21 protein-coding genes and 1 riboswitch are annotated in these 22,651 nt (G+C 42.4%); of the genes, 13 read left to right on the top strand and 8 right to left on the bottom strand.

The window, feature by feature from the left end:
* Positions 1-112: 112 nt before the first annotated feature.
* Positions 113-445 carry a DUF6482 family protein gene (locus BCU94_RS03840; RefSeq protein ID WP_102440695.1) on the bottom strand — a complete coding sequence of 111 codons (333 nt, stop codon included), beginning with the start codon at positions 443-445 and terminating at the stop codon, positions 113-115.
* Positions 446-1,102: 657 nt separating this feature from the next.
* On the opposite strand from BCU94_RS03840, the gene BCU94_RS03845 reads away from it, so the two are divergent.
* The 6 genes from BCU94_RS03845 to BCU94_RS03870 all read left to right on the top strand — a co-directional run bounded on the left by BCU94_RS03845 (position 1,103) and on the right by BCU94_RS03870 (position 8,541).
* The gene (locus BCU94_RS03845; RefSeq protein WP_102475656.1) at positions 1,103-2,005 is read left to right on the top strand and encodes a hypothetical protein; all 903 of its coding nucleotides are present in this window, start codon (positions 1,103-1,105) and stop codon (positions 2,003-2,005) included.
* A 56-nt stretch (positions 2,006-2,061) separates the two neighbouring features.
* Positions 2,062-3,252: a DUF5692 family protein gene (locus BCU94_RS03850; RefSeq protein ID WP_241900991.1), complete on the top strand. Its 1,191-nt coding sequence runs from the start codon at positions 2,062-2,064 to the stop codon at positions 3,250-3,252.
* Positions 3,253-3,376: 124 nt separating this feature from the next.
* Positions 3,377-4,225, top strand: coding sequence for a hypothetical protein (locus BCU94_RS03855; protein WP_102440697.1), 849 nt, complete (start codon positions 3,377-3,379; stop codon positions 4,223-4,225).
* Between the two features lie 100 nt (positions 4,226-4,325).
* The gene (locus tag BCU94_RS03860; protein WP_102440698.1) at positions 4,326-4,889 is read left to right on the top strand and encodes a chalcone isomerase family protein; all 564 of its coding nucleotides are present in this window, start codon (positions 4,326-4,328) and stop codon (positions 4,887-4,889) included.
* Positions 4,890-5,095: 206 nt separating this feature from the next.
* Positions 5,096-6,544: a methyl-accepting chemotaxis protein gene (locus BCU94_RS03865; RefSeq protein WP_102440699.1), complete on the top strand. Its 1,449-nt coding sequence runs from the start codon at positions 5,096-5,098 to the stop codon at positions 6,542-6,544.
* 322 nt (positions 6,545-6,866) lie between these two features.
* A riboswitch (glycine riboswitch) is annotated at positions 6,867-6,999 on the top strand.
* Between the two features lie 156 nt (positions 7,000-7,155).
* Entirely contained in the window at positions 7,156-8,541 is a 1,386-nt protein-coding gene (locus BCU94_RS03870) for a sodium:alanine symporter family protein (RefSeq protein WP_102440700.1), read from the top strand.
* A gap of 151 nt (positions 8,542-8,692) precedes the next feature.
* On the opposite strand, the gene BCU94_RS03875 is transcribed toward BCU94_RS03870, so the two are convergent.
* Together BCU94_RS03875 and BCU94_RS03880 are read right to left on the bottom strand one after the other, a co-directional pair.
* Positions 8,693-9,007, bottom strand: a complete 315-nt coding sequence (locus BCU94_RS03875) for a DUF3861 domain-containing protein (RefSeq protein WP_102440701.1) — start codon at positions 9,005-9,007, stop codon at positions 8,693-8,695.
* A gap of 282 nt (positions 9,008-9,289) precedes the next feature.
* The gene (locus tag BCU94_RS03880; RefSeq protein WP_102440702.1) at positions 9,290-10,135 is read right to left on the bottom strand and encodes an SDR family oxidoreductase; all 846 of its coding nucleotides are present in this window, start codon (positions 10,133-10,135) and stop codon (positions 9,290-9,292) included.
* Positions 10,136-10,508: 373 nt separating this feature from the next.
* On the opposite strand from BCU94_RS03880, the gene BCU94_RS03885 reads away from it, so the two are divergent.
* Together BCU94_RS03885 and BCU94_RS03890 are read left to right on the top strand one after the other, a co-directional pair.
* Positions 10,509-10,691, top strand: a complete 183-nt coding sequence (locus tag BCU94_RS03885; RefSeq protein ID WP_076538754.1) for a hypothetical protein — start codon at positions 10,509-10,511, stop codon at positions 10,689-10,691.
* 163 nt (positions 10,692-10,854) lie between these two features.
* Positions 10,855-11,220 carry a response regulator gene (locus BCU94_RS03890; protein WP_102440703.1) on the top strand — a complete coding sequence of 122 codons (366 nt, stop codon included), beginning with the start codon at positions 10,855-10,857 and terminating at the stop codon, positions 11,218-11,220.
* 88 nt (positions 11,221-11,308) lie between these two features.
* On the opposite strand, the gene BCU94_RS03895 is transcribed toward BCU94_RS03890, so the two are convergent.
* Together BCU94_RS03895 and BCU94_RS03900 are read right to left on the bottom strand one after the other, a co-directional pair.
* Positions 11,309-11,806, bottom strand: coding sequence for a hypothetical protein (locus tag BCU94_RS03895; RefSeq protein WP_102440704.1), 498 nt, complete (start codon positions 11,804-11,806; stop codon positions 11,309-11,311).
* Between the two features lie 17 nt (positions 11,807-11,823).
* Positions 11,824-12,633 (bottom strand): cytochrome C, encoded by an 810-nt coding sequence (locus BCU94_RS03900; protein WP_102440718.1) that lies wholly within the window; start codon positions 12,631-12,633, stop codon positions 11,824-11,826.
* Between the two features lie 557 nt (positions 12,634-13,190).
* On the opposite strand from BCU94_RS03900, the gene BCU94_RS03905 reads away from it, so the two are divergent.
* From BCU94_RS03905 to traF, 3 genes are all read left to right on the top strand, one after another.
* A complete protein-coding gene (locus tag BCU94_RS03905; protein ID WP_102440705.1) occupies positions 13,191-13,940 on the top strand; it encodes a helix-turn-helix domain-containing protein in 750 nt (249 codons plus the stop codon).
* Entirely contained in the window at positions 13,933-14,457 is a 525-nt protein-coding gene (locus BCU94_RS03910; protein WP_133149777.1) for a hypothetical protein, read from the top strand. Before BCU94_RS03905 ends, BCU94_RS03910 begins: the two co-directional genes overlap by 8 nt.
* A 198-nt stretch (positions 14,458-14,655) precedes the next feature.
* Positions 14,656-15,861 carry a conjugal transfer protein TraF gene (gene traF, locus BCU94_RS03915; protein ID WP_157937386.1) on the top strand — a complete coding sequence of 402 codons (1,206 nt, stop codon included), beginning with the start codon at positions 14,656-14,658 and terminating at the stop codon, positions 15,859-15,861.
* 174 nt (positions 15,862-16,035) lie between these two features.
* Here the strand turns inward: traF and BCU94_RS03920 are convergent, their stop codons facing one another.
* Positions 16,036-18,066 (bottom strand): S9 family peptidase, encoded by a 2,031-nt coding sequence (locus BCU94_RS03920; protein WP_102475659.1) that lies wholly within the window; start codon positions 18,064-18,066, stop codon positions 16,036-16,038.
* Between the two features lie 326 nt (positions 18,067-18,392).
* On the opposite strand from BCU94_RS03920, the gene BCU94_RS03925 reads away from it, so the two are divergent.
* Positions 18,393-19,100 (top strand): hypothetical protein, encoded by a 708-nt coding sequence (locus BCU94_RS03925; protein ID WP_102475660.1) that lies wholly within the window; start codon positions 18,393-18,395, stop codon positions 19,098-19,100.
* Between the two features lie 126 nt (positions 19,101-19,226).
* Here BCU94_RS03925 and BCU94_RS03930 read toward each other — a convergent pair whose 3' ends face one another.
* Positions 19,227-20,747: an aldehyde dehydrogenase family protein gene (locus BCU94_RS03930; RefSeq protein ID WP_102475661.1), complete on the bottom strand. Its 1,521-nt coding sequence runs from the start codon at positions 20,745-20,747 to the stop codon at positions 19,227-19,229.
* A gap of 282 nt (positions 20,748-21,029) precedes the next feature.
* On the opposite strand from BCU94_RS03930, the gene BCU94_RS03935 reads away from it, so the two are divergent.
* On the top strand, positions 21,030-21,938 hold the full coding sequence (locus BCU94_RS03935) for an AraC family transcriptional regulator (protein WP_102475662.1): 909 nt from the start codon (positions 21,030-21,032) through the stop codon (positions 21,936-21,938).
* Positions 21,939-21,958: 20 nt separating this feature from the next.
* Here the strand turns inward: BCU94_RS03935 and BCU94_RS03940 are convergent, their stop codons facing one another.
* Positions 21,959-22,639: a Fe2+-dependent dioxygenase gene (locus tag BCU94_RS03940; protein ID WP_102475663.1), complete on the bottom strand. Its 681-nt coding sequence runs from the start codon at positions 22,637-22,639 to the stop codon at positions 21,959-21,961.
* Positions 22,640-22,651 lie beyond the last annotated feature (12 nt).

The following is a 22,651-nucleotide window of genomic DNA, read 5'->3' on the forward strand; positions in this document are numbered from 1 at the left end:
CATTGGTAACCAAAGGATAATTGTTATAGCGTTATGCTTTCGTACTGGTTAATAGTGGCCAGTCGCAGGCCAAGCCGCACAGTTCAAAGCATTGGTAACCAAAGGATAATTGTTATAGCTTTATGCTTTCATGATAATGACCATTTGCAGCCAAACCACACATTTCATCATAAGCTGTTTGATATACCACATTAGCCCTGGAATAATAATGGCTTCGCAGCAGCGTCTTAGCCTCTGCGAGTGAATTAACTACTGTGCAAGCGCTGCCTGCTGTCAGTCCTGAAAAGTTATTATCCGCATCCACTACGCCCACCAGATAGTGAGTCGAATCTGCCACACCGATGATCGTTGGCTGACTGTCGTTATACACAGACTGCTCGAAGGTATTCAGCCCATGTTGACTCGTATCTCTTGGGTTATTAACGGCTTTATTTATACTAGGCATAGTGGTTCCTCGGATGTAATAACTGATGCTTAAAATCAAGCTTCATTAACTGCAGCGACTAACTGCGGCAATTTAAGACTTAATGACTGCTCTCAGCACTGAGTTGTTAAATAAATTACGTTCAATGTCCAAAAATTGTTCACTACAATGACTACAGCCACAGTCACAATCCCTTTTTCACCCACACTTAAAAGTAAAATTGTTACTGAAATGTTTACAACAATAGCCAATATATATCCCGCCCCGTAGCACTTGAAAGCGATTCTCTTCCCAAAGAGGCTCCCACACACATAAGTAATTTGTATAACTTCTAATTTACTGAAAATATTGAATAAATTATGGCAACCTAATATATAAATTTAACGAAACCATGAATTAATAGTCACTTATTTAGCGATTAAACAACCTGTTAACTCGATCACATTAACAAGCTAAACACCTTTAGGTAACAACCAAAACAGAATCATTACTTGATTTAGATCAAGGTCTAATTAAAACCCTAAGTTAGAGTAAAGACTCTAAAGTAGAGTTATTACTCTAACTTTGGATGTTGAAGATCTATTCGAATAAGAACTAAACAAAAACGTGAATTTTTTTGAACATAGCTCCATCAGTTAGGAGCTATAGATTGCTAAATAACATGCTCTCGGAGGCATTATGGACATCCCAGTCTGGCAATATTTCGTATCAATGACAGGTTATATTGTTTTATTACTCGTTTTGGTTGAAGGTATGCGCCGAACACCAAGATTAACCGCCGCTTTTTGGCTACTTTCATTAGTGACAGCCCCACTATGGGCAGATCAACTTGACGGATGGTTCCGTTGGGTTAAGACGGTCAGTGTATTAATCCCCACTGCAATTGTTGTTGGTGGTGCCCGTATCGCGTGGCTATATCATCAAAACCCACACAAGGTGCTGGCGTTTTTCCGCGGCGACTGGGTGTTAAAATTTCTATATGCAGTTTTAGTGTTAAACATTGCAGAAGCCACATTAAAAGACTTTGCTACAGCAAACTACTTTAACGCAATCTGTGGTGTCATTCTTTGTGTCACTATTCCTTTCCCACGCTACAAAAATGGTAAACGTGTCTATTGGGTTATCGGTAAAGACAAACCAAACGACTTACTGTTTTATTCCACAGCGGCATGGAACTTCCTCTATACCACCTGGAACCTAGCCTTTGTATTCGGTGAGAGCCCTGCGTTCTTCGCAAGTTCATTCTGTATCTTGATGGCGGCAGAGCTATACCCATTAATCAAAGGTCGACCAGAGCTTTACATAATCGCGCGTGTTTACACCTTGGCATTCCACCTACTGATCCGCGCTAACAGCGACGTGTTTGTACCACTAATGGATTCAAGCAGCTGGGCCAACGATAACGTGCTGTATTACTGGGGCGTCATCAACCTTGCTTTACACGTTCCTTTCGCAATTTGGTACTTCACCATGCAGAAGAAAAATGGTGAACCACCATTTGGTGAAAAGTCTCCACCACCATTAGTCAGCGAATTAGAAGATGATCAAACGGCTCAAGATAAGAAATTAGCAACAGCCTAATCACCTCCAACCGAATACCACATCGGTATTCGGTTAATACAACACGAGACGTTGTTATGAAACATAAACTAATAACACTATTTAGCGCGGTTTTTGCGTTAATGATGGTAAGCATCACCAGCGTAGCTAACGCTGATGACGCCATTAATCATCAAGTAGAAACTCAGCCGCTACCAGGGCAAATATGGCAAGGCACCAGAGACGGCAAACCCGGCGAAGGTAGCTTGTTTTATCGAATGGAATTTGCTGAAAACAATCTTGTCAGTGTCACTAAACAATCTGGCGGCTTTAATAAAGTCGAAACCCAGCGTTGGCAGCAAACTGCCACAGGTGTGGTGATTAGCAGCCAAGCGGGTGATGAGATTAATGACTTTGATGGGGCAACATTAACTTACGTTGACAGTGAAGAAATCCGCTTCACCTTAGCAGACGATGGCTTCAACATTCATAAATGGTATGAATACCGCGCTTATGGGCATGTATTACTGGTGCTATTTGGCTTAATTGCATTAAACGAAATGTGCCGACGCTACAAATGGAGTAACTACGTTTTTTGGTTCATCTTACCCATAGCGCTTATTCCACTGTGGTCAAGCTATGAGATCACCTACTGGTTCAAATGGGTAAAACTGTACTCAGTTGTTGGTGCTGCAGCCTTATTTACCTTAATCCGCTTTACCAAAGTCGGTGATATGAAATGGGCAAAATTCGGCGCTGCTGCATTCCTCGCGATTAATATTTCAGAAGCGGTAATGCAAGACTTCAGTATGGGTAATCTTGCCAATATCCTCAATGCAACTGGTGGTGTGCTATCTATTATCACCCTTGCAGGTTGGGCGAAAATTTTCTCAGACAAAAGTAAGCAGCAAGACATGATTTGGCCAGCAATGACCACATTTTGGATTATCGCCTACGACGTTTGGAATATTGTGTTCGTTTACCTCAATTTCCCAGGCTCTGCGACGGCGCAAATGATGGTGCTAATCGCAGCAACATTACCAGCGCTATTCATTAAAAAAGGCACTTGGTTACAGGCTCGAGCATTCACTTTAGCAGGCTCGTTCATGTACTACTTCAGCTGCCCATTCATGTACGAAAGTAACGTGGTTCCACTACCACGCAATGATGAACTCATGCTGGCAGCAGGTGCAGCTAGTTTCATCATTAATGCTGCTTATGCTTATGTATTCTTTAGTAAAAAATATACCAACACCCGTTTAATGGCAGGTTCATACCAAGCCCAATAAAACGTGAAGAAGTAATGGGTACTGGCGCAACCTATCGCCAGTACCACGAGGATTAGTCCTCAGAAATTTATAACGCTACTGATAAAAACTAATTAAAAACTAATTACAAAATAATGGAGTTACCATGAAAACACGCATTCTAAGTATGGCAATACTCGCTTCAATGACTTCTGGTTTAACTTATGCTGCTGACACAGAAGCAGATATTGATATGTCTAATCCAACTGATGTTTACACCTCTATTGGCGCATCATACGGCAGTGAAGGCATGAACATTAAAGGCCAATTAATGCTGTCGGAAAAAACCGCTGATTCAGGTCAAAAGAGTGGGGTTATTTTCGAAGCTAAAAATATCTTTAACGAGGGTGATAAAAGCCCTAAATTTACTGGGATGATAGAGCATCCTGATTACGGCCTTGTACCAACATTTAATGATGAAACCAGCAAGCGTTCGTACCGTTTACGTTATGGCACTATCAACACCACAAACGGCACCGGCTGGTCTATTGACGCCATCCTAGCTGACCATCCTTTTTATGGCAGCATGGCAGTGGTGCAAGCGGGTCCTGTGATGACGATTCCGGTTACTGATAACTTCTATATTTGGCCAATTTTATATGCCGGTGCTGTGGTCGTTGGCGATAACATGCAAGATATTACAGCTACAGACATCCCGGTAACCAGCAGTGGCATTGATGTTCCATCACTCATTTTAACCGGTATGGTTTATGCCCGTTATGCCTTTAATGATAACTGGTGGATGCTATTAAGCGCTTCTTATACCGAAGAAATGCAAGGCAAGTCATGGAGCGATGACATCATGGATGGCGGCTTACAAATGGCAAGCTTTAGCGGTGAATTATCTTTGGCATATCAAATGAACAAACGCCAAAACGTGCGAGTGAACTATAAAACAGACAATAGTGATAGCACTGATGATAGCTATTGGATTGAATATAACCACGCATTCTAGCCAGTGTATTTTTAACTAATAGCCACTAATGCTCTTTCGCTGCTAAATACCAAACTGTTTCAGTATTGGCAGCGCTTTTTAATCCTTAATGGAGGATGACATGATTAAACGCATTATTACCGCAACGAGCTTAATGTTCGTGTGTGCCAGCGCCTCAGCTGCCGTTGATATTTCAGGTGTCAGTGTGCCTGAAAACGTGACTTTAAATAACAGCACTATGGTGTTAAACGGCGCCGGAGTTCGGAGTAAATTTTTTATCGACTTATATGTCGGTTCTTTGTTTACCACCAGCACCAGTACCCAAGCACAACAGGTGATTGATAGCGACTCCCCAACTGCGATTCGGCTTAATATTACCTCAGATATGATCACCTCAGAAAAAATGATCGATGCCTTAAATGAAGGCTTTGATCGGGCAACAAACGGCAAAACGGAGCCGATTGCCGCCAGTATTGAATCCTTGATCAACTCTTTTTCTGATCCCATTAAGTCAGGCGATCAATTCACCTTAATGAGCGTGCCCGGTGAAGGTGTGATTAGTTACAAAAATGGCCAGCAATTGGCTGTCACTCCAGGTGAAGACTTCCGTAAAGCGGTGCTCAGTGTCTGGTTAGGCAAAAAGCCAACCGATAAAGGCCTAAAAAAATCGATGCTAAAAGGTTGATCTAAAACAATAAAAGTGACGATAACCATGGTCTAAGGCGATAACTGTTTGCCGCTGTCACCTTAGCCATGGTAAATCTAGAACAAATTTTAATAAATCAATAAAAAACAATAATTTAGATGTGAATTATTTAGTCTAGGCTAAGGTAAGTATTCGGTTTTTTATCCCCTAGGCCTTTTCTACTTTGTATTATAAGAGGCAACTTTATGACTCCTTTGGCAATGTGGCGTGCTGCTTTTTTCCCGACCAATAATACCTGGAATGACACTCAACTCAGGTATGTGGAAGTCATTCTATTTTTCTCACTTTTATCACTATTTACCGGCCTTTACAGTCTGTTTAAATGGCTGCAATTTGATCATAGTTTATTGATCTACACCTCTATATTTTTAATTATTGCCGAGATAAGTGCAGGCTTAATTTTGCGCTTGGCAAAAATGCCGACCCTCGCGCTTAATGTCGGTTTCCTTGGTATGGCTCTACATGCACTGAACCTTATTTATCAGGACGGTGGTGTGCTCAATTCAAGTCAGAGCCTATGGTTAACGGTATTACTGATCGCCTTCTTTTTAACTGCAGGTATTTTAATGGCGACGATTTGGAGTGCGCTGGTGATCGCAGCGTCATCTTGGATGCTAATGTTAGAGTTACAAGGGGTGAGCATTCCGGTTATGGAACTGTCTGATACGGCATACATGACAGAGGCTTGGTCTGGTTTATTAATGCCACTGATTATAATTGTTATCGCCCAAGCCTTTACCGCCAAGCAACGTAATAAAGCCATTGAGCATGCTGAAAAATCTCAGCATCAAACAGAAAAAGTCGCAAATGATGCAGAGCAAAGCGCCCAGCAATTATCGTCGATTTTACATCGCGCGGGTGACAATGCGGTGCAACTGTCTAGCATGGCTGAGGTACTTGAAACACAATCTGAAGACTTGCATCATCAAGTGGATGATTTAAATCAAAACTGCCAATCTCAGGCCAGCGCCGCTGAAGAAATGAACCAACAGCTTAGCCGGATGACTCAAGATGTTGAGCAGTCAGAATCATTTGTGGTCGATTTACGTAATCGCAGCCAACTTATCAATGATCAGGCTCAGCTAAGTGCCTCATCACTGGCGGCTACTACAGAAGCTATCAGCAAAATTTTAGTCAGTAATAAAGAAATTATGTCAGTGGCAGATTTAATTACCTCGGTGGCAGACCAAACCAACTTATTGGCACTCAATGCTGCCATTGAAGCGGCTCGCGCTGGTGAGCATGGGCGCGGTTTTGCAGTAGTGGCTGAACAAGTGCGCGAGCTGTCAGCTAAGAGTAATACCTCTGCAGTCGAAATTCGTAGCCTGTTAGATCGTAGCCAAAAAGAAGTGCTGCACGGCCAAAGTGTCATTGAGCAATCCAGTAATGAGCTCACCAGTATTATCGCTAAGGTCGCAGAGACCCTCAGTGATATCAATCAACTTGCCGATACCATGGTGCATCAAGTTCAGGCAGTTCAAGAACTTAATACTGCCAGCGCCGAAGTTGCTAGCAGTGTTGTTAAAACTCATCAAGTATCAGAGTCTGTTGCCAACCAAGGCGAGAAGCTTACCCACCAGGTTGAAACGCTAAAAAGGTTAGCAACTGATTTGAATATGGCAGTCAGTAGCTAGTATTGCCAAGCTGTAAATGCGAACCCTAACAAAGAGCGCTAACAAAGAACACTCGAAATTAGCACTCGTTCAAATATAAACCAGTTAAACAGCCTGTTGATAAAACTGTGATACAGATCTCTTGAGCACATGGGTAACATCACGCATGCTGTCAGTCCTTTTTGTTAAACTTTTTAATCGCTTAGCAAAAAGATCCGTTCGGATGAAGGTAGCAGGAGAGTGGGGAGCAACCCCACACCGACGAGGCAAGTTTGTTGGATGGTATTGATATCATTTAATAAACCACTCTTTCAGGTGCCACTTAGTGGTGAGGACTGTTACTGGACGAGCCTCTGGAGAGACTGTAAGCATTAGTGGTTCGCAGCTTAATGTCATTACAGCGCCGAAGGCGAAAGTGGCAGTTGAATTAATTCAACTGCCGCGAAACGCTCAGGCAAAAGGACAGAGGAGAGGATGACTGTATTCATTTATGGTCACTGTCGTTTTCTGCTGTGCCTAATGTCATCAATCATGATGAACACCTGCGTGAGCTGTATTCCTCAGTACCACAAATCCAGCCATTTCTTTTCCTCCTCCATATTAATTTTGTTGTTTAATATTCGAGGAATACCATGAATTTTCACGCGCTTTTAGCCGATATCAATGCCATTGTTTGGGGCCCTATAACCCTATGCTTACTGATCGGCACCGGGCTATATCTCACCATTCGCCTAAAATTACTCCAAGTCCTTAAGCTGCCACTGGCCTTAAGCTTATTATTTAAACCTGCTAGCGGCAAAGGCGACTTATCTTCCTTCGCGGCCTTATGTACAGCGCTATCTGCCACTATCGGTACTGGTAATATTGTCGGCGTCGCCACCGCGATTAAAATCGGTGGGCCGGGCGCCCTTTTCTGGATGTGGCTAGCAGCCTTCTTTGGAATGGCAACCAAATATGCTGAATGTATGCTGGCAGTAAAGTATCGCACCACCGATGCCAGAGGTAATATTGCTGGCGGGCCAATGTACTACATTGAGCGTGGCCTCGGCTTAAAGTGGCTAGCCAATATTTTTGCTATTTTTGGTGTCGGCGTAGCCTTTTTCGGTATCGGTACTTTCGCCCAAGTGAATGCCATTAGCGATGCCATGACCATTGCCTTTGATGTGCCGACTTGGGTTACCGCCCTCGTACTCACCACCCTTGTCGCTGCGGTGACGATCGGCGGCGTTAAACGCATTGCCAATGTGGCGCAAAAGTTAGTACCTACTATGGCGCTAGGTTATGTATTGGCCTGTTTGTGGATTTTATTTAGCTTTTCTGAGCAAATCATTCCGGCCATTGAATTAGTATTACACTCAGCCTTCGCCCCTATTGCTGCAGCAGGCGGTTTCTTAGGCGCAACGGTGGCGCAAGCCATTCAAATTGGTATCGCCCGCGGGGTATTCTCTAATGAATCGGGTTTAGGGAGTGCGCCCATTGCGGCCGCTGCCGCTAAAACTAAAGAACCGGTCGAGCAAGGCTTAGTCAGCATGACCGGCACCTTTTTTGACACTATTTTGATTTGTACCATGACAGGCTTAGTGCTGATTATCACCGGTGTGTGGAATGGCGATACTGCTGGCGCAGCAATGACCAGTGCAGCCTTTGCCTCTGGCGGCTCAGTGATTGTCGGCCAGTATGTGGTGACCATTGCTCTAGTGTGTTTTGCCTTTACCACCATTCTAGGTTGGCATTATTACGGCGAGCGTTGTTGGTACTACCTAACCAGCAAACGCTTAGGTGAACAAGGTATTAAACTATATCAGTTTATCTTTTTAACTTTGATTGCCGGCGGCGCGTTTATTCAACTAGACCTTATTTGGATGCTGGCCGATACCGTTAATGGCTTAATGATCATTCCGAACTTGATCGGGATTATTGGTTTAAGACACATTATTTTAGCCGAAACCAACAAGTACTTTGCTAAGCAGCTAGGTAAACATGCCTCTTACAATGCACTGGACTCAGCAGTTAAGTAACGAGGTTTACTGAAATACCTTAAGCCCTTTTTTAATGTTTAAAAACAGGCTTAAATAATAAAAAGGCGCAGTCAGTGAATGACTGCGCCTTTTTTGAAAGCTGATTATCTCAGCACACATCATCTTGATAAGCATCAAATTAACCTAGGGATTATTTAGCTGTGATGGTTTGTTTTACTGTGCTTTTTAGATTGTTCATAAAGGTTTTAAAGTGAGGCATAAAATCCAAAAATAGTGGATGCTTACGGTTTTGCATCATCACAGGCCCTAACAGTCGTAAGGCTACGGCGACTCTGGTGGCAAGCGGCGCTTCTAAGCCACTGCCCTTTTTTATATTTTCAACAGCGTTGAATAGGTCTTCCCTATCTTGAAACTCAAAGCTTAAGGTTTTGCCAGTATCTTGGCCTGAGATCTGCTCTTCAACGGTAATGCGGTAGCGATTTTCTCGGTTAATTTTAGGGATCATAATCTCTCTCCGGCTTAATGAAACAAGTTAAAACTAGTTGATAAGGTCAACTATAATTGCACTGGTTGATTTTGTCAACCATTTAATTGTAGCAATGTTAACCAGTAGAGAGCTGTTATAAGGTTTACACAGGGTTTGGATTAACTGGTTACGCTTCAGCAAGACGCAACCAGTTAGTTTGAGCTAGGACCTTGTTAGTTTCAGCCTGCTTTTTATGACGTTAAACTTTTAATTGCCGCGCATTAACGGCGACATTAAGCTTTAAGGCTTGGGCTTTAACACTTAAGCGTTAAGACTTGAGAAGTAATCATCCCAACTTTGATGCTTACGACCTGCAGCTTGGGTAAAGTCGCTGGGGTTATCTGATTTACCATTAAGTATGCCTTGGTAAATACCTGCAATCACCGTACCCATAAATTCACCCAGTTCAGCGGTGCGATCGTCGCGGTATTGCGCCACTGAAACAGGAATATATTTAAGGCTAAGCTCAAAACTCTTATTCAAGTATTCAGCCAATTGATATTGAGTTATTGACTCACCATGGAGGTTATAAACATGGCCGTTATGTTTATCTTCAGTCAACATGCAGGCATAGGCAAATGCCAGCTCTTTTCGAGTGGTGTAACCGCACTTGCCATCGCCAGCGCAATTGGAAATAAAGCCGGCCGCCTTGTAGCTATCAATATACTCAATATCTGGCTCAATATAGATACCGTTTCGGCCTATAACCCACTCAAGTCCTGAGCTCTGGACATCTAGCTCGGTTTGTCGATTACTCTGAATAACCGGAGAAAATGCAGTGTCTTCCTCAGCGCCTTGAACGCTGGTATAGACAATTTTTTTAACCCCTGCCTGCTTGGCTGCTTGAATAACATTACGATGCTGAGGAATACGCGCTTCAGGGGCTGCCATACCTGATACCAGTAATAAGGTATCGACACCATTAAGCGAAGTCTCAAGCTCAGCGAGATTATCGTAATCACCTGGGCGAACTTCAACCCCAAGGTGTTTGGCATTGTCGACGGTTCTAGCAAGGGCGATTACATTGTAATTGGGGCCTAAAGCAAGCAGGGCATTTACTATTGCAGCGCCAAGTTGACCACTAGCTGCTGTTACAGCAATATTCATTGGATATTCTCCTGTTCAAAGCATTTAATCCATCGGCGAGTGCCAATCTACAAAAATTAAAGCATAGCAGCTTATTTTCGCAGCCGAATAACCATTGGCGAACACCATCAACAAAGGTTAACCCTAAAGAATAGGCAAAAAGCAGCATTAATATCTAAATAAGGCTTAAAGTAAGCCTCTTTTAGTGTTTTGTGTTACGAAAAGTCTTTTCCCATCCAACAAAACGCTATCTCAATTGATGCAGATCAAGGTGCTCCTAGCTTAACTATTGTCTTATAAAGGTGACTAAGATCACTAAAGCACATTCAAACTGTGCTTTAGTGTCACAAATATAACCCTACAAGCTCCATCACATAAAATAATAGGTGTACTCATGGAATTACTACCGAACTGCTATACCGACGTGTGTATCAATGGAAAATGGTTTCATTACGATCACAACAAACAAGCGGCATTTATGCTTAATGGTAGCGATCCGCTCTCAATTGAACTTGAGATTACCCCCACCACAGAAGCAGAACTTGAAGCACACCTGGCCTCTATTGCCACCTTCTAAGCAAACTAACTACCGCAATATCAAACCTTGGTTTGATAACGACAATGCCAGAAACAAAATTCCCCTCAATATTGTTTCTGGCTTGATATTTCATTTTCCGCTGTCGCTTTAAGCTATAATGACAATACAACACCAAGAGTATCTAGTTGTTAATGAGGCATTAATGGAAAAACGTACGGTTGTAGTTATTGATGACGATCCTGTTTGCACAGGCCTGTTACTGGCAATTTTGGGCGATGAATATCGGGTTATGACAGCAAATTCTGGCGATGCTGCTATCGAAATGTTTGCAAGCATTCGCCCTAATTTAATTTTCGTCGATATCACTATGCCTAATATCAATGGCTATCAAGTAATCAAGTTTATTAAAGATCAGCCTGAAATCGCCAATACTCCGATCGTAGTAGTCAGCTCACTCATTGAAGCATCTGATCAAGAGTTAGCCTTAAAAATTGGTGCTGATGATTACCTGACGAAGCCCATCATGCCCAATGATGTGCAAAAAACTATTGATCGCTTTCTGAGTTAATCGATCATTTGAGCAGTAAAAAAGCCTTTTCATAATGAAAAGGCTTTGTCATTTTTACAGCTAGCTTAAAAGTACATTGGTAAGTACCTTAATCCATAAACACTAATTCATAATGAGCTTTGTCACCTTTAACTTCTAAGGCTACCCGGTAAGTCTCAACCGCAGTTTTCCAATTCACACTGTCTAAGGTTAAATAATACAGCCCTGATTCAGCTTCATTGATATCAAGTGAGCAGGTTTCAGCCTCAATGCAATTTGCATGACTCGCCTGATGCCAATCCAGATTGTACTTGGTTGACGACTGCGTCTTTGAAGGGTAACCCATAATAATCAGGTTAAATGCACTTGCGTCAGTGACCGACAAATCATCATCACCTGTCAGTTTTACTGTCACTGCGCCATTTTCTGCATCAACAGATTGTAAGCTAGCAGTTAAGGTCTCAGTTTGATCAATATTGACCGTCAATACCGGAGGCTCTACAGGTGGCTCAATTGGCGGATCGATAGTTTCATCATCAGAGCCTCCACAGCCAAACAACAACATCGAACTCAAGCCAATGACACTACATAATTTAAGATGTTTCATGTTATTACTCCCAGCAATTAGTGGCCGCCGTGACAGGTATTACATGACATATTCGTTTGCACACTAGGGGCAAATGTTGATGACGATGTATGACAACCTTGGCAATCTTGAGTCGCATCTGAAACTGGGTGATCATTTACGGTCTCACCATCAAAAGCCTTGTTAAGCATTGCAACTAATTCATAGACCACAGAGGCTGAAAGCTGTTTACAGCGCATGCCTTTTTCACTAAATGACTTACCATTTTCACTGGCCCAAAGACTAATAGAGCTGTGACAAAGGGTGCTATTTGCCGCTGTAGGTTTACCGACTTGAGCTAAGGTCTCTGTCATGTCAGCGCCTATGCCTTCAATAAATTCAGCCGTTTGAAACGGTAGTGTTTCTGATTCATAAAAACGCATGGTTTGACTTAACATTGCATTGGCAGGCTCACCATTAATGGATAATAAATTAACCAACATACCTGTGGCGTTAATATTGCCACAAACAGTGCCTTCTCCTAGCATGCCTGCATAGCCATAATGCGCCATGGCGGTTGGTACTTGGGCGAACTTATCAGCATCAACAGAATCTGATTCTGCCAAGCTTTGAATAATGCTATCAAATACTTGGAACATACAGCCATTACCGGTTTCATAAGCACGTTTTGCCACAACCATGGGATCAAGTTTGCTATAAGCTAAGCGGGTACCCACTTCTAATTTCCAATCTCCGCTAACGTTGGTCACTGCCGCTATAACAGGATTAGCGATAAGTGCCCCGCCCGCTGCCGCAGTAGAAATACCAATAATACGGTTGATCGCTTGTCTTCTATTTAGAGTTTTCATAATCACTTGCCTCGCATTTTTATATTTATTCCCAACTTTTAAGCTGAGTGTTGATAACTGGCAGAACGCTAAAAAGTACATCTTCAGCACTTACGTTTCTGGCTTGAGATAAGCATGACAGACAGGAAAAATGGCAACGGGAGCTAGTTCAAAGTAATATTTCAGTTAATCACTCCATTAGAAAAATCGAATTGAAGATGGATTAAATAGCGAAAAAACTCAACTTAACAGCGTTAAATATCAAAAAAGCACCCGCATTTAGCACGTAATACTAATTACAGAGTTTTACTTTTGAGATTACTTAAAATCTAATGTGACCCAGATCACGTTAAGTTAATTGTCCTTAGCAGAACTAGCAATATCCGAAGCGCGGGAGCTTGATACGAGCAGCCGCGACTGCAATGGCTATTGGTCATAACAAAGAAGTAATGAGTGGCTTTTAGCAAAAGCCAGCTGCAAAGTTAGTGCTGTATGGTAAAACTGTGATTTGTAGAATGTTTGTAATTATCTAATTGCAGTAAACTTAACAATAGAATGTTTATCTGAGTGTGATTTAAATGCGCATTGAAATCTTTGAATTTGATATTGCCAATAGCCAAATACTCAATACTGAATCTCAAGTTCAGCTGCACCTTACCCGCACCGAAAGTCAGGTTTTAGAGCAATTAAGTCTTCACCCCAATCGCATCATGACCAAAGGCCAATTAGCCTGTGCTGGCTCCCAAAGCCCTGTTATGAGTGAATCGGCAGTGGCAAAAGCAGTATTTACTTTGCGTAAGTACTTTGGCGAAAATTATGCTGAATTAATTGAAACCATTCCGCGTAAAGGTTATCGGCTCAATATCACCCCACCAGCAGCCAGTTGGATTCAGCAATCTGCAAAGCATAAAAAACACTTTATCTATACCACTGCATTGGTGCTTGTAGTGTTAACCGCCATTATTGCAGCAATGCATCAATACATACTGTTTAAACCTGCACAAACGCCAGTCAAAAATAGCCGCATTGTGCAATTAGATAATCAGCAACAAATAAAACTGACGTGGCTTGAGTCACCCAGCATATCAATGCAACAAGATAAGCCCACTGAAGAAAAAATCATTGCTGCTCTCAACCAATGCAACACCTTAGTGTGGCAACAAGTGTATCTGGCATTTTCTAACGACATGCAGGTGTTAAATATCTCTTTAGCTCGGCAAAAGCCAAATGGCGATAACTTAATGCGCAATATTAAAAGCAGTGATTTTAGTTTAACCCCGAATTTTATCTCCGATAAATGGCTAGCTGAGGTATCACTCTGTGACTAATCGCATCATATTCAGAATACTGGCGGCCTTAATGGCCATTGTCAGCATCGTCATTATTTACCAGCATATCAAAGCCACCGAAGTGGATATGGTGCTATCTTGTCGCAATGAATTAGTGGCGAAAAACCCTAATAGTGACACCATTGAACATCACTCGCTGATCGCTGATTTTACCTTACAAAAACGTTCAGCCAGTATCAGCTACCGTTACTTCACGACCGATGGCAATCCTATTGCAACCCTGTATTTAACAGGCGATGTACTTAGCGCTTATAAAGAGAAAGACACCTACATTTTAAACTTAACCCACAATGAATTAATTAGGCATAATACTGAGCTGCCATTACCACAACATGCCAGCCACTTAGAGGCCTTTGCTAAAAGAAATATCAGTAAAAAAGGCGTCCATAACCTTACGATTCAAATTACTAATCGAAATGCGCAACAAAATACCGTGTTACTGTATTTTTTACCCAGTACTAATATCTGTGCCTGCAACCTCGTGGAAATGAAGTAACTGAGCTAATGATTTAAAGTGATGCTTTAAAGTGATGCTTTAAAACCGTCACTTGCTAATAGGCTAAAAAATATAAAAACAATGCAGCTCAGTTCACATAAGCACAAACACTTGGTAACAACAAACCTAAGCAATGCTATAATCCCGCTTCGAACAACTTCAATAAAACTATTAATAACAATATGTTGCTGGATTAATATGCCTATAATAACCACAAGAACACTACGCTACCTTCCTTTATGCATGGCCGCGGCCTTTGCTACCTCAGTTCAAGCTAACAATCACAGTTTTGATGCGCGCTCACATGCCATGGGCGGCGTTGGCGTTAGCAGCGCCGATTATTTAACGGCGCCATTTCATAACCCTGCATTAACGGCGCGTTTTAAAGAGTCCGATGGCGTGGCGGTATTGTTCCCTGCTTTTGGGGTACACGCTAACGATCCCACTGACACTATCGAGAATGTTGAAGATTTTTCAGATGTTTATGATGATTTTAAAAACATCAGCATGCCAACTGAAGCTGATGCCCAAGTGGTGATTGATCAACTGCAGTTGATCCAAGGCAATTACGCCCAACTACAAGTGGGCACCCAGTTAGCCATTGCGATCCCCAATAAATTTGTATCGGTCAACCTGTTTGCCCAAGCCTATGCCGATGCACTGGTGTTTGCTGATATTGCTGATAGCGATCTTGATCCAAGCAATATCATCAACCAAGAGTTGAACTCTCAAGCGTTAACCATGGGTGTAGTTGTTACCGAAATTGGTGTCAGCTTAGCTAAGTCGCATCAGTTTGCCACAGGCGAGCTCTACTATGGGGTGTCACCTAAATATCAGCAGGTAAACACCATAAATTATATTACCGACATTGATAACTTTGAGTTTGATGACTGGGATGATGATCGCTACCAAAACGATCAAGGCAATATGAACCTTGATGTCGGTATTGCTTATCAACATAACGCCGGATTTGGCTTTGGTTTTGTAGGGAAAAACTTAATCGAGAATAGCTATGACACTGAGCTAATTAATGGCGTGCAAGGTCAATATGAAATAAGCCCGACTTATACTATCAGTGCAAATTATCAAAACCGTTTTATCACCGCAGCCATTGATGTGCAGTTAAATGAATCTGAAGGTTATAGCAATATTGATGGCACCCTGAACCAGTTTGATAGTAATAATGACAATCGCCAACTTGCCGCTATTGGGCTGGAATTTACCCCTGCTAGCTGGGCTAAATTGCGCGCCGGCTACCAAACAGATTTAACAGATAATATCGATAACAGCGTGACTGCCGGTTTAGGCTTATCCATTGCTGGAGTATTTAATATCGATATTTCAGCCAATTACAGTGATGAAAATAATATGGGGGCAGCACTGCAAACCAGCTTCACTTTTTAGGTTTTAGATTTAAAGTTTAAGCTTTCTGAGCAGAGATTTTTAAAAAGTAACCATAATTAACAACGCTTACGTTGCTGATAATAAAAAGGCTGTTGCAGAAAGTTCTGCAACAGCCTTTTTTATAAGTGATATTTAATCAGTTAGTAAGGCTTAAATATTTGTATTTCGCCCCTACTATTTAGCTCCAGGTTCAGCAAAGCGGTTCATCCACTGCTCAACTTGGTTATACCAATAAATTGAATTATTCGGCTTCATGATCCAGTGGTTTTCATCAGGGAAGTAAATCATCTTCGACTCCACACCACGGGTTTGCAGAGTGCGGAATAACTCAAAACCTTGGCCGACTGGCACACGGTAATCAAGCTGACCATGAACCACTAAGGTTGGGGTATTAAAGTTTTCAGCGCCGTAATGGGGCGAAATTGCCTTGTAGATTTCTGGCTTGTCCCAGTAGTTACCAAAACGGGTACTGTGAACCGAGAAATCTGCCGCCATTTGCGAGTACATGTTATAGACCGCAGCGTGGATAAATAACGCATTAAATGGCTGTTCTTTTTGACCTAATATAATCGAGGTTAAGTAGCCGCCATAGCTTGCACCACCCGCCACTAAACGATCGTTATCGATCCAGTCTTTTTGCTTAAACCACTCTGTCGCTTTAAACACATCTTCCAGTGACTTGTTTTTCCAGTCTGGGTTGATGCTGTCAGCAAAGTCTTGACCAAAGCTGTTTGAACCATGAAAGTTTGGCCACGCCGTCACATAACCCCATGACGCAAAGGTTTGCGCATTCCAGCGATAGTGGAAACCATCAGAAATGGCATTGTGTGGACCACCGTGGATCAGCATCATTAATGGGTATTTTTTGCTGCGATCAAAACCCGGAGGATAATGAACCCACATTTGAATGTCTTGATCGTTATAACCTTTATAGGTCACCGACTCATAAGTGCCCACATCGATATCCGCTAAAATTTCATCATTAAAGCTGTCTAAACGGGTACTATTACCATTACGTGGATTGATTTTTACCAAGCGCGCTGGATAAGTAAAGCTGTCATTGGCGGCCACTAAGGTGCCGTCATTCGCCAGCGCAGGCATACCAAAGTTAGTCGCTTTAGTGATGGCTTTTACTTTGCCGTTTTTAGCATTGATATGAAAAATGCGTCTTGTGGCGGCATCATCAATGGCTGCATAAAAGCCTTTGCTGTCGGGTGTCCACACAAAACGCGCGACGCTGCGATCCCAGTCTTTGGCAATCACTTTTTCGCTGCGCTTGTTAACATCGAGCAAAATTAGCTTGGCAGTATCGGCATAAAAACCATGAATCGTTTGGCGGGTAAAAGCCAAGGTTTTGCCGTCTGGGCTAAATGTTGGGTTTGCATCTGGCGCTTGGTTGTTCGGGGTTAGGTTTTCAACCTTACCGCTACCAATTTTTGCTAAAAAGATATCGATTTTAGCGTCAACTTGGTTGTCCCAACCGTTGCTATTAAAGGCAATAAAACCCTCAGCTGGATCGATGTCATAGCTAGCTGCACTTTGCGACGAACGTGGTAACTGCTTGTTTAAAGGCTGAGTAATTGGCTCAATATCGCCACCTTTAGCAGGGATACGAAACACATGGGCTTCACGGTCTTCATCAAGCCAATGATCAAAGCTTGAATAAGGTAGTGCATTCCATTGGTGGGCTGATACTTTATCGTCTTTATCAGCTTTTAATTGCTCGGCTACTTGATCCCAGTTTTTACCTGGAAATACTGAACTGATAAAGTAAATATGCTCACCCACCCACTTAATTCCATAAGCGCCACTTGGCACCTCAGTTAAGCGCTGGGCTTCACCTGGTGAGTTCATTGGTAATAAGTACACTTGACCCGCTTCGTCTTTATCACGCTTGCTGATAAAAGCTAAAGTATTGCTGTCTGGTGAGAAGGTTGGCTCACTCACACGTAAACCTTGAGCGGTAATTGGGCGCTGGCTGTTGCCCTCTTTATCAAATAACCATAATTGAGTTGAGCCTTTATCTTCAGGCACATCGTAGTTAGTGACAGGTGCAATGATGTAATCGCCATTGGGGGAAATAGTAGGATTACCTAAACGGCTTAGTTGCCACAATACATCCACTGAAAGGGTTTTGGTTTGCTCTGCAAACGCTGTCGCTATTGGCATAAACATGCACAACAGCACGATCCCGACTCTCTTCACGTGTCGTCTCCTTTAAATTTTGTTTTAATTATTTTATTTTTGCTAATAACTTTGTCTGTTCATGCGGCGATAAAAGTTAACTAAATTCTATCGTCATCAACAAATAGCAGTGGCTCAGTTGGCAAGTTGTTACTGTTATCACATCACTATCATCAGGCTTAACACTTAAATGAAGCTTAAACCTGTGACTGATAAGCAAAAACCACAAATTTAGTGCTTATCAGGCTAGTTTTCGACCTAAACACCATTGTAAGCAGTTTATAAAAAAAGCTACCATTATTAAAATTAGCTGTTGATTAATAAGGGGAATATAACAATGGTGCAACATGGTTGATTCACATCCAGACAAGATAAAACAGCAGCTTTCAGCGGTTTTTTTAACTGATTATAAAATCAGTAAATTACAATTTAATTTGCTGATTTTTCTGGCCATCATTTGGGGGGGAGTTTGTAATTATTTAGCAATTAGTTATATTCCCATTGAGTGGTTCAATATACTCGGTTTTTGGCCCATTTTAGCCATGTATTTGTTCTTCAGCATTGCTGGGGCGCTGTTATTAGACCAAAAGTTGCCGATAAAAATCTTTGCAGGCTTCAATGTTATTGTCTTAGGCGCGGGAATACTGCTCAGCTTTATGCTGAAATCGGTTGCCGCAGACACCATTTATACCTTCTTTCAATATGCGGCCTTAATGACCTTATTGATGCTGTTTATCATCCATTTTTTGCCTAAAACTCTGCTAACCAAGAAGGTGGTGGCGACTATTGCACTGGGACTAATCATACTAATAGAGCTAGTATCATGGTCACTTTGGGGAGTAACCAGCAACCTATTTAGCTTAGGCATTCTGGTGATAGTTTTTAGTGGCAGCAGCAGTCTTTGGGCTGAAGCCAATGAAGAATATGATGGCAGTGTCGGTTATTGTGCCGAATTAGACTATAAAATAAGTCATGCTATCTCTTGGAGCGCATTTGTGTATATGGGGTTAATTCATTTACTCATGACCTATCTCTCTAAAAGAGAGTCGTCTTAGATTATAAGTAGGGCAAGCAAGCTAACTTGTTTGCCCTATTAATATTTAGCTTGAAAATAGCCTGTTAAAATGACCTTGAAAAATAGCCTTTAACTATCAAGCTGCAACTATCCCATGATTAATCGCTTAGAAAAAACCTAACGGGTTAATGTCGTAACTCACCAGCAAGTTTTTGGTTTGTTGGTAATGATTTAAGGCCATCTTGTGGGTTTCACGGCCCACGCCTGATTTTTTATAACCACCAAATGCCGCATGGGCTGGATACATGTGATAGCAGTTGGTCCACACTCGGCCTGCTTGAATATTACGCCCCATTCGATAAGCCAAGTTAGTGTCTCGGGTCCACACTCCTGCGCCCAAGCCAAAGTCAGAGTTATTGGCCATGGCGAGTGCTTCGGCTTCATCCTTAAAGGTGGTGAGCGATATCACTGGGCCAAAAATCTCTTCTTGGAACACGCGCATATCATTGGTGCCTTTAAGCAAGGTTGGCTGAATATAATAACCACTATCAAAATTATCACCCACAGATGCAATCTCGCCGCCTAATAACACTTCAGCGCCTTCTTTTTTGCCGATATCAATGTAGCCTAATATTTTATCGAACTGCTCTTTCGATGCCTGCGCGCCAACCATGGTGTCGGTATCTAAGGGATTACCACGCTTGATCGCTTTTGATCGCTCTATCAGCATTTCCATGAATTGCGGGTAAATATCTTCTTGGATCAGTAACCGTGACGGACAGGTACATACTTCTCCTTGGTTGAAAAAGGCCAGTACCGCGCCTTCTACGCACTTACTTAAATATTCATCTTCAAAGTTAACCACATCGTTAAAGATGATATTGGGTGACTTACCACCTAGCTCGACCGTGGAGGGAATAATGTTTTCAGCGGCGCATTTTAAAATATGTGAGCCAACAGGGGTTGAGCCAGTAAAGGCTATTTTGGCAATACGCTTACTGGTTGCGAGCGCTTGACCTGCTTCTTCACCAATACCATTAACGATATTAAGCACCCCAGCAGGCAGCAGATCGCCAATTAACTCCATTAAAAATAGAATCGATGCTGGTGTTTGCTCCGCAGGTTTAAGGATCACGCTGTTGCCCGCAGCGAGCGCAGGCCCAAGCTTCCACGCCGCCATTAATAGAGGAAAGTTCCACGGAATAATTTGCCCAACAACCCCTAACGGCTCATGAATATGGTACGACAAGGTATTGGCATCAATCTCTGCGGCGCTGCCCTCTTGGGCACGTAAACAGCCAGCAAAGTAACGGAAGTGATCAACTGCTAAGGGAATATCGGCATTAAGGGTTTCGCGCACGGCTTTACCGTTATCCCAAGTTTCGGCCACTGCCAGAGCCGTTAGGTTATTTTCGATGCGATCGGCTATTTTTAATAAAATATTAGAACGCTCCGTGGCAGAGGTTTTACCCCAAGATGCTTGAGCTTTATGGGCTGCATCAAGGGCTAACTCAATATCTTGTGCATCTGAACGGGGAATTTTACAAAAAACTTGGCCATTTACTGGGCTGATATTGTCAAAATACTTGCCATTAACAGGCTCAACCCACTGACCGCCTATGAAGTTTTGATATACAGATTTATAGCTCATTTCTGAACCTGCTTCGCCGGGTGCTGCGTAAATCATGCTACTTTCCTCTAATTGTATTTTTTGGATAACTAATTAAGCTAAATCAATTATTGGAAAGTGACTATTCTGAGAATCCACAGCTGTTGACTCACAGTACAAATGATTGTGAAACTACTGTCTAGCTCATGGCGACATTACCCATAAGCTGAGCTAAGTTAATGATTTAAGTTAACGAATTAGCTCCGAGTTTTAAGGGAAAAGTTATCACAGCATAAGTAAGGATTGTTGTTCAGGAACAAATATACCAAATGACTTGGTATCACTCTGTGAGGGAACAATATGATCAGTGGACGCCTACAACTGCAGCGCAGCAAGCCAAAGGTACTAGTAGAAAACAAGATTAGTTTTGCTGGACCTGAATCTGAACTGAGTATTTACGATACCTTTGAGCAAGCCTCACGGGTGGCACTACAATCTGACCAACTGTTATTTTGCGGCATGGTGACGGGTAAAAAAGTGATGCACTCGGTAGATGATTATGAGGCGGCGTTTTACCCCCATGAATCTTTTATTATGGCGCCCAATCAAGCCGTAGAAATTGATTTTCCTGAGGCTAAAATCCATCAACCCACCACCTGTTTAGCCATTGAGATTTCAACCGAACGGGTACAACAAATTGCCGATAAACTCAATCTGAGCGCGCCTATCGATAAGCAATATGGCCACTGGCAATACCAACCATCTTTAGTGCATACCCACCATAATCAGCAAACACAAGCGCTATTAGACAGAATTGTGGCGATTTATACCGAGAATGAACAGGACCGCAGTTATCTGATTGATTTGGCGATTTCAGAATTAATAGTGCGCTTAATGCGTCATCAAACCCGTGACTTTTTATTGCATCACAGTCATAACGACCCGCAATTTAATGGCCTCAACGCCGCGTTACACTATATTAAGCAGCACCTCAGCGAGCCATTAGATATTAATGCCTTGTGCCGACAAGCCTGTATGAGCCGCAGTAAGTTTTTTCAGCAATTTAAACAGCATTTGGGCTGCACGCCGATGGTTTATCAGCAGCAAAGCCGCTTAACTCAAGCGGCGACGCTGATAGAGCAAGGCCAGCAAATAACCCAAGTGTGTTATTCACTGGGCTATCACAGTGCTAGCCATTTTAGTCGCCTGTTTAAACAGTTTTATGGCATTTGCCCTGTTGATTATAAACTGCGCCATTTAGCGAGTTAGCTTTTAAATCGGATTTAAGCTTACAGCTGGGTAAATTGACGGATCAAATTATGATAAACATTGTGCAGATTATCTAACTCACTGCGATCGGTATTACCTTGGCTAATGAGCGTTTGAATGGTTTGATCAAGCTGATAAAGGTTTTGCCTTAAACTGCCATCAGCCACCATGCTTTGCATCCAGGTAATGGCAGCCACTCGTTCACCACGGGTTACTGCAGTGACTTTATGTAAACTGCTAGATGGATACAATACCGCGTAACCTGCTGGCAGCTTTATTTGCTGCTCGCCAAACTCGGTAGCAATAATTAACTCGCCGCCATCATACTCATCTGGCTCACTTAAAAAGGTGGTCATCGACATATCACTTCTTAGCACCTCATTGGTGCCCGGAATGCGCATCACGGCAGCGTCTACGTGAAAACCATATTCTTCAGAGATACCATAGCGATTAAAGCAAGGCGGAAAAATTTTATGGGGTAAGGCCGCCGAAACGACCTTTGGCGTGCTGCCAAACTTAGCTAATAACCTATTAGCCAGTTGGCGCACCACATCATCATTAGCATCCGCTTGATGGTTATTTTTGACTGACGCCGCCATGCCCATGGCGGTTTGCTTGCCATCTAACCATGGCGCATCAGCTAATTGCTGCCTAAATAAGCTCACTTCTTCAGCAGTCAATATTTTCTCAATAACAATCATGATGATCCCTTT

It is taken from the genome of Shewanella sp. 10N.286.52.C2 (assembly GCF_002874545.1).
GTDB lineage: Bacteria > Pseudomonadota > Gammaproteobacteria > Enterobacterales > Shewanellaceae > Shewanella.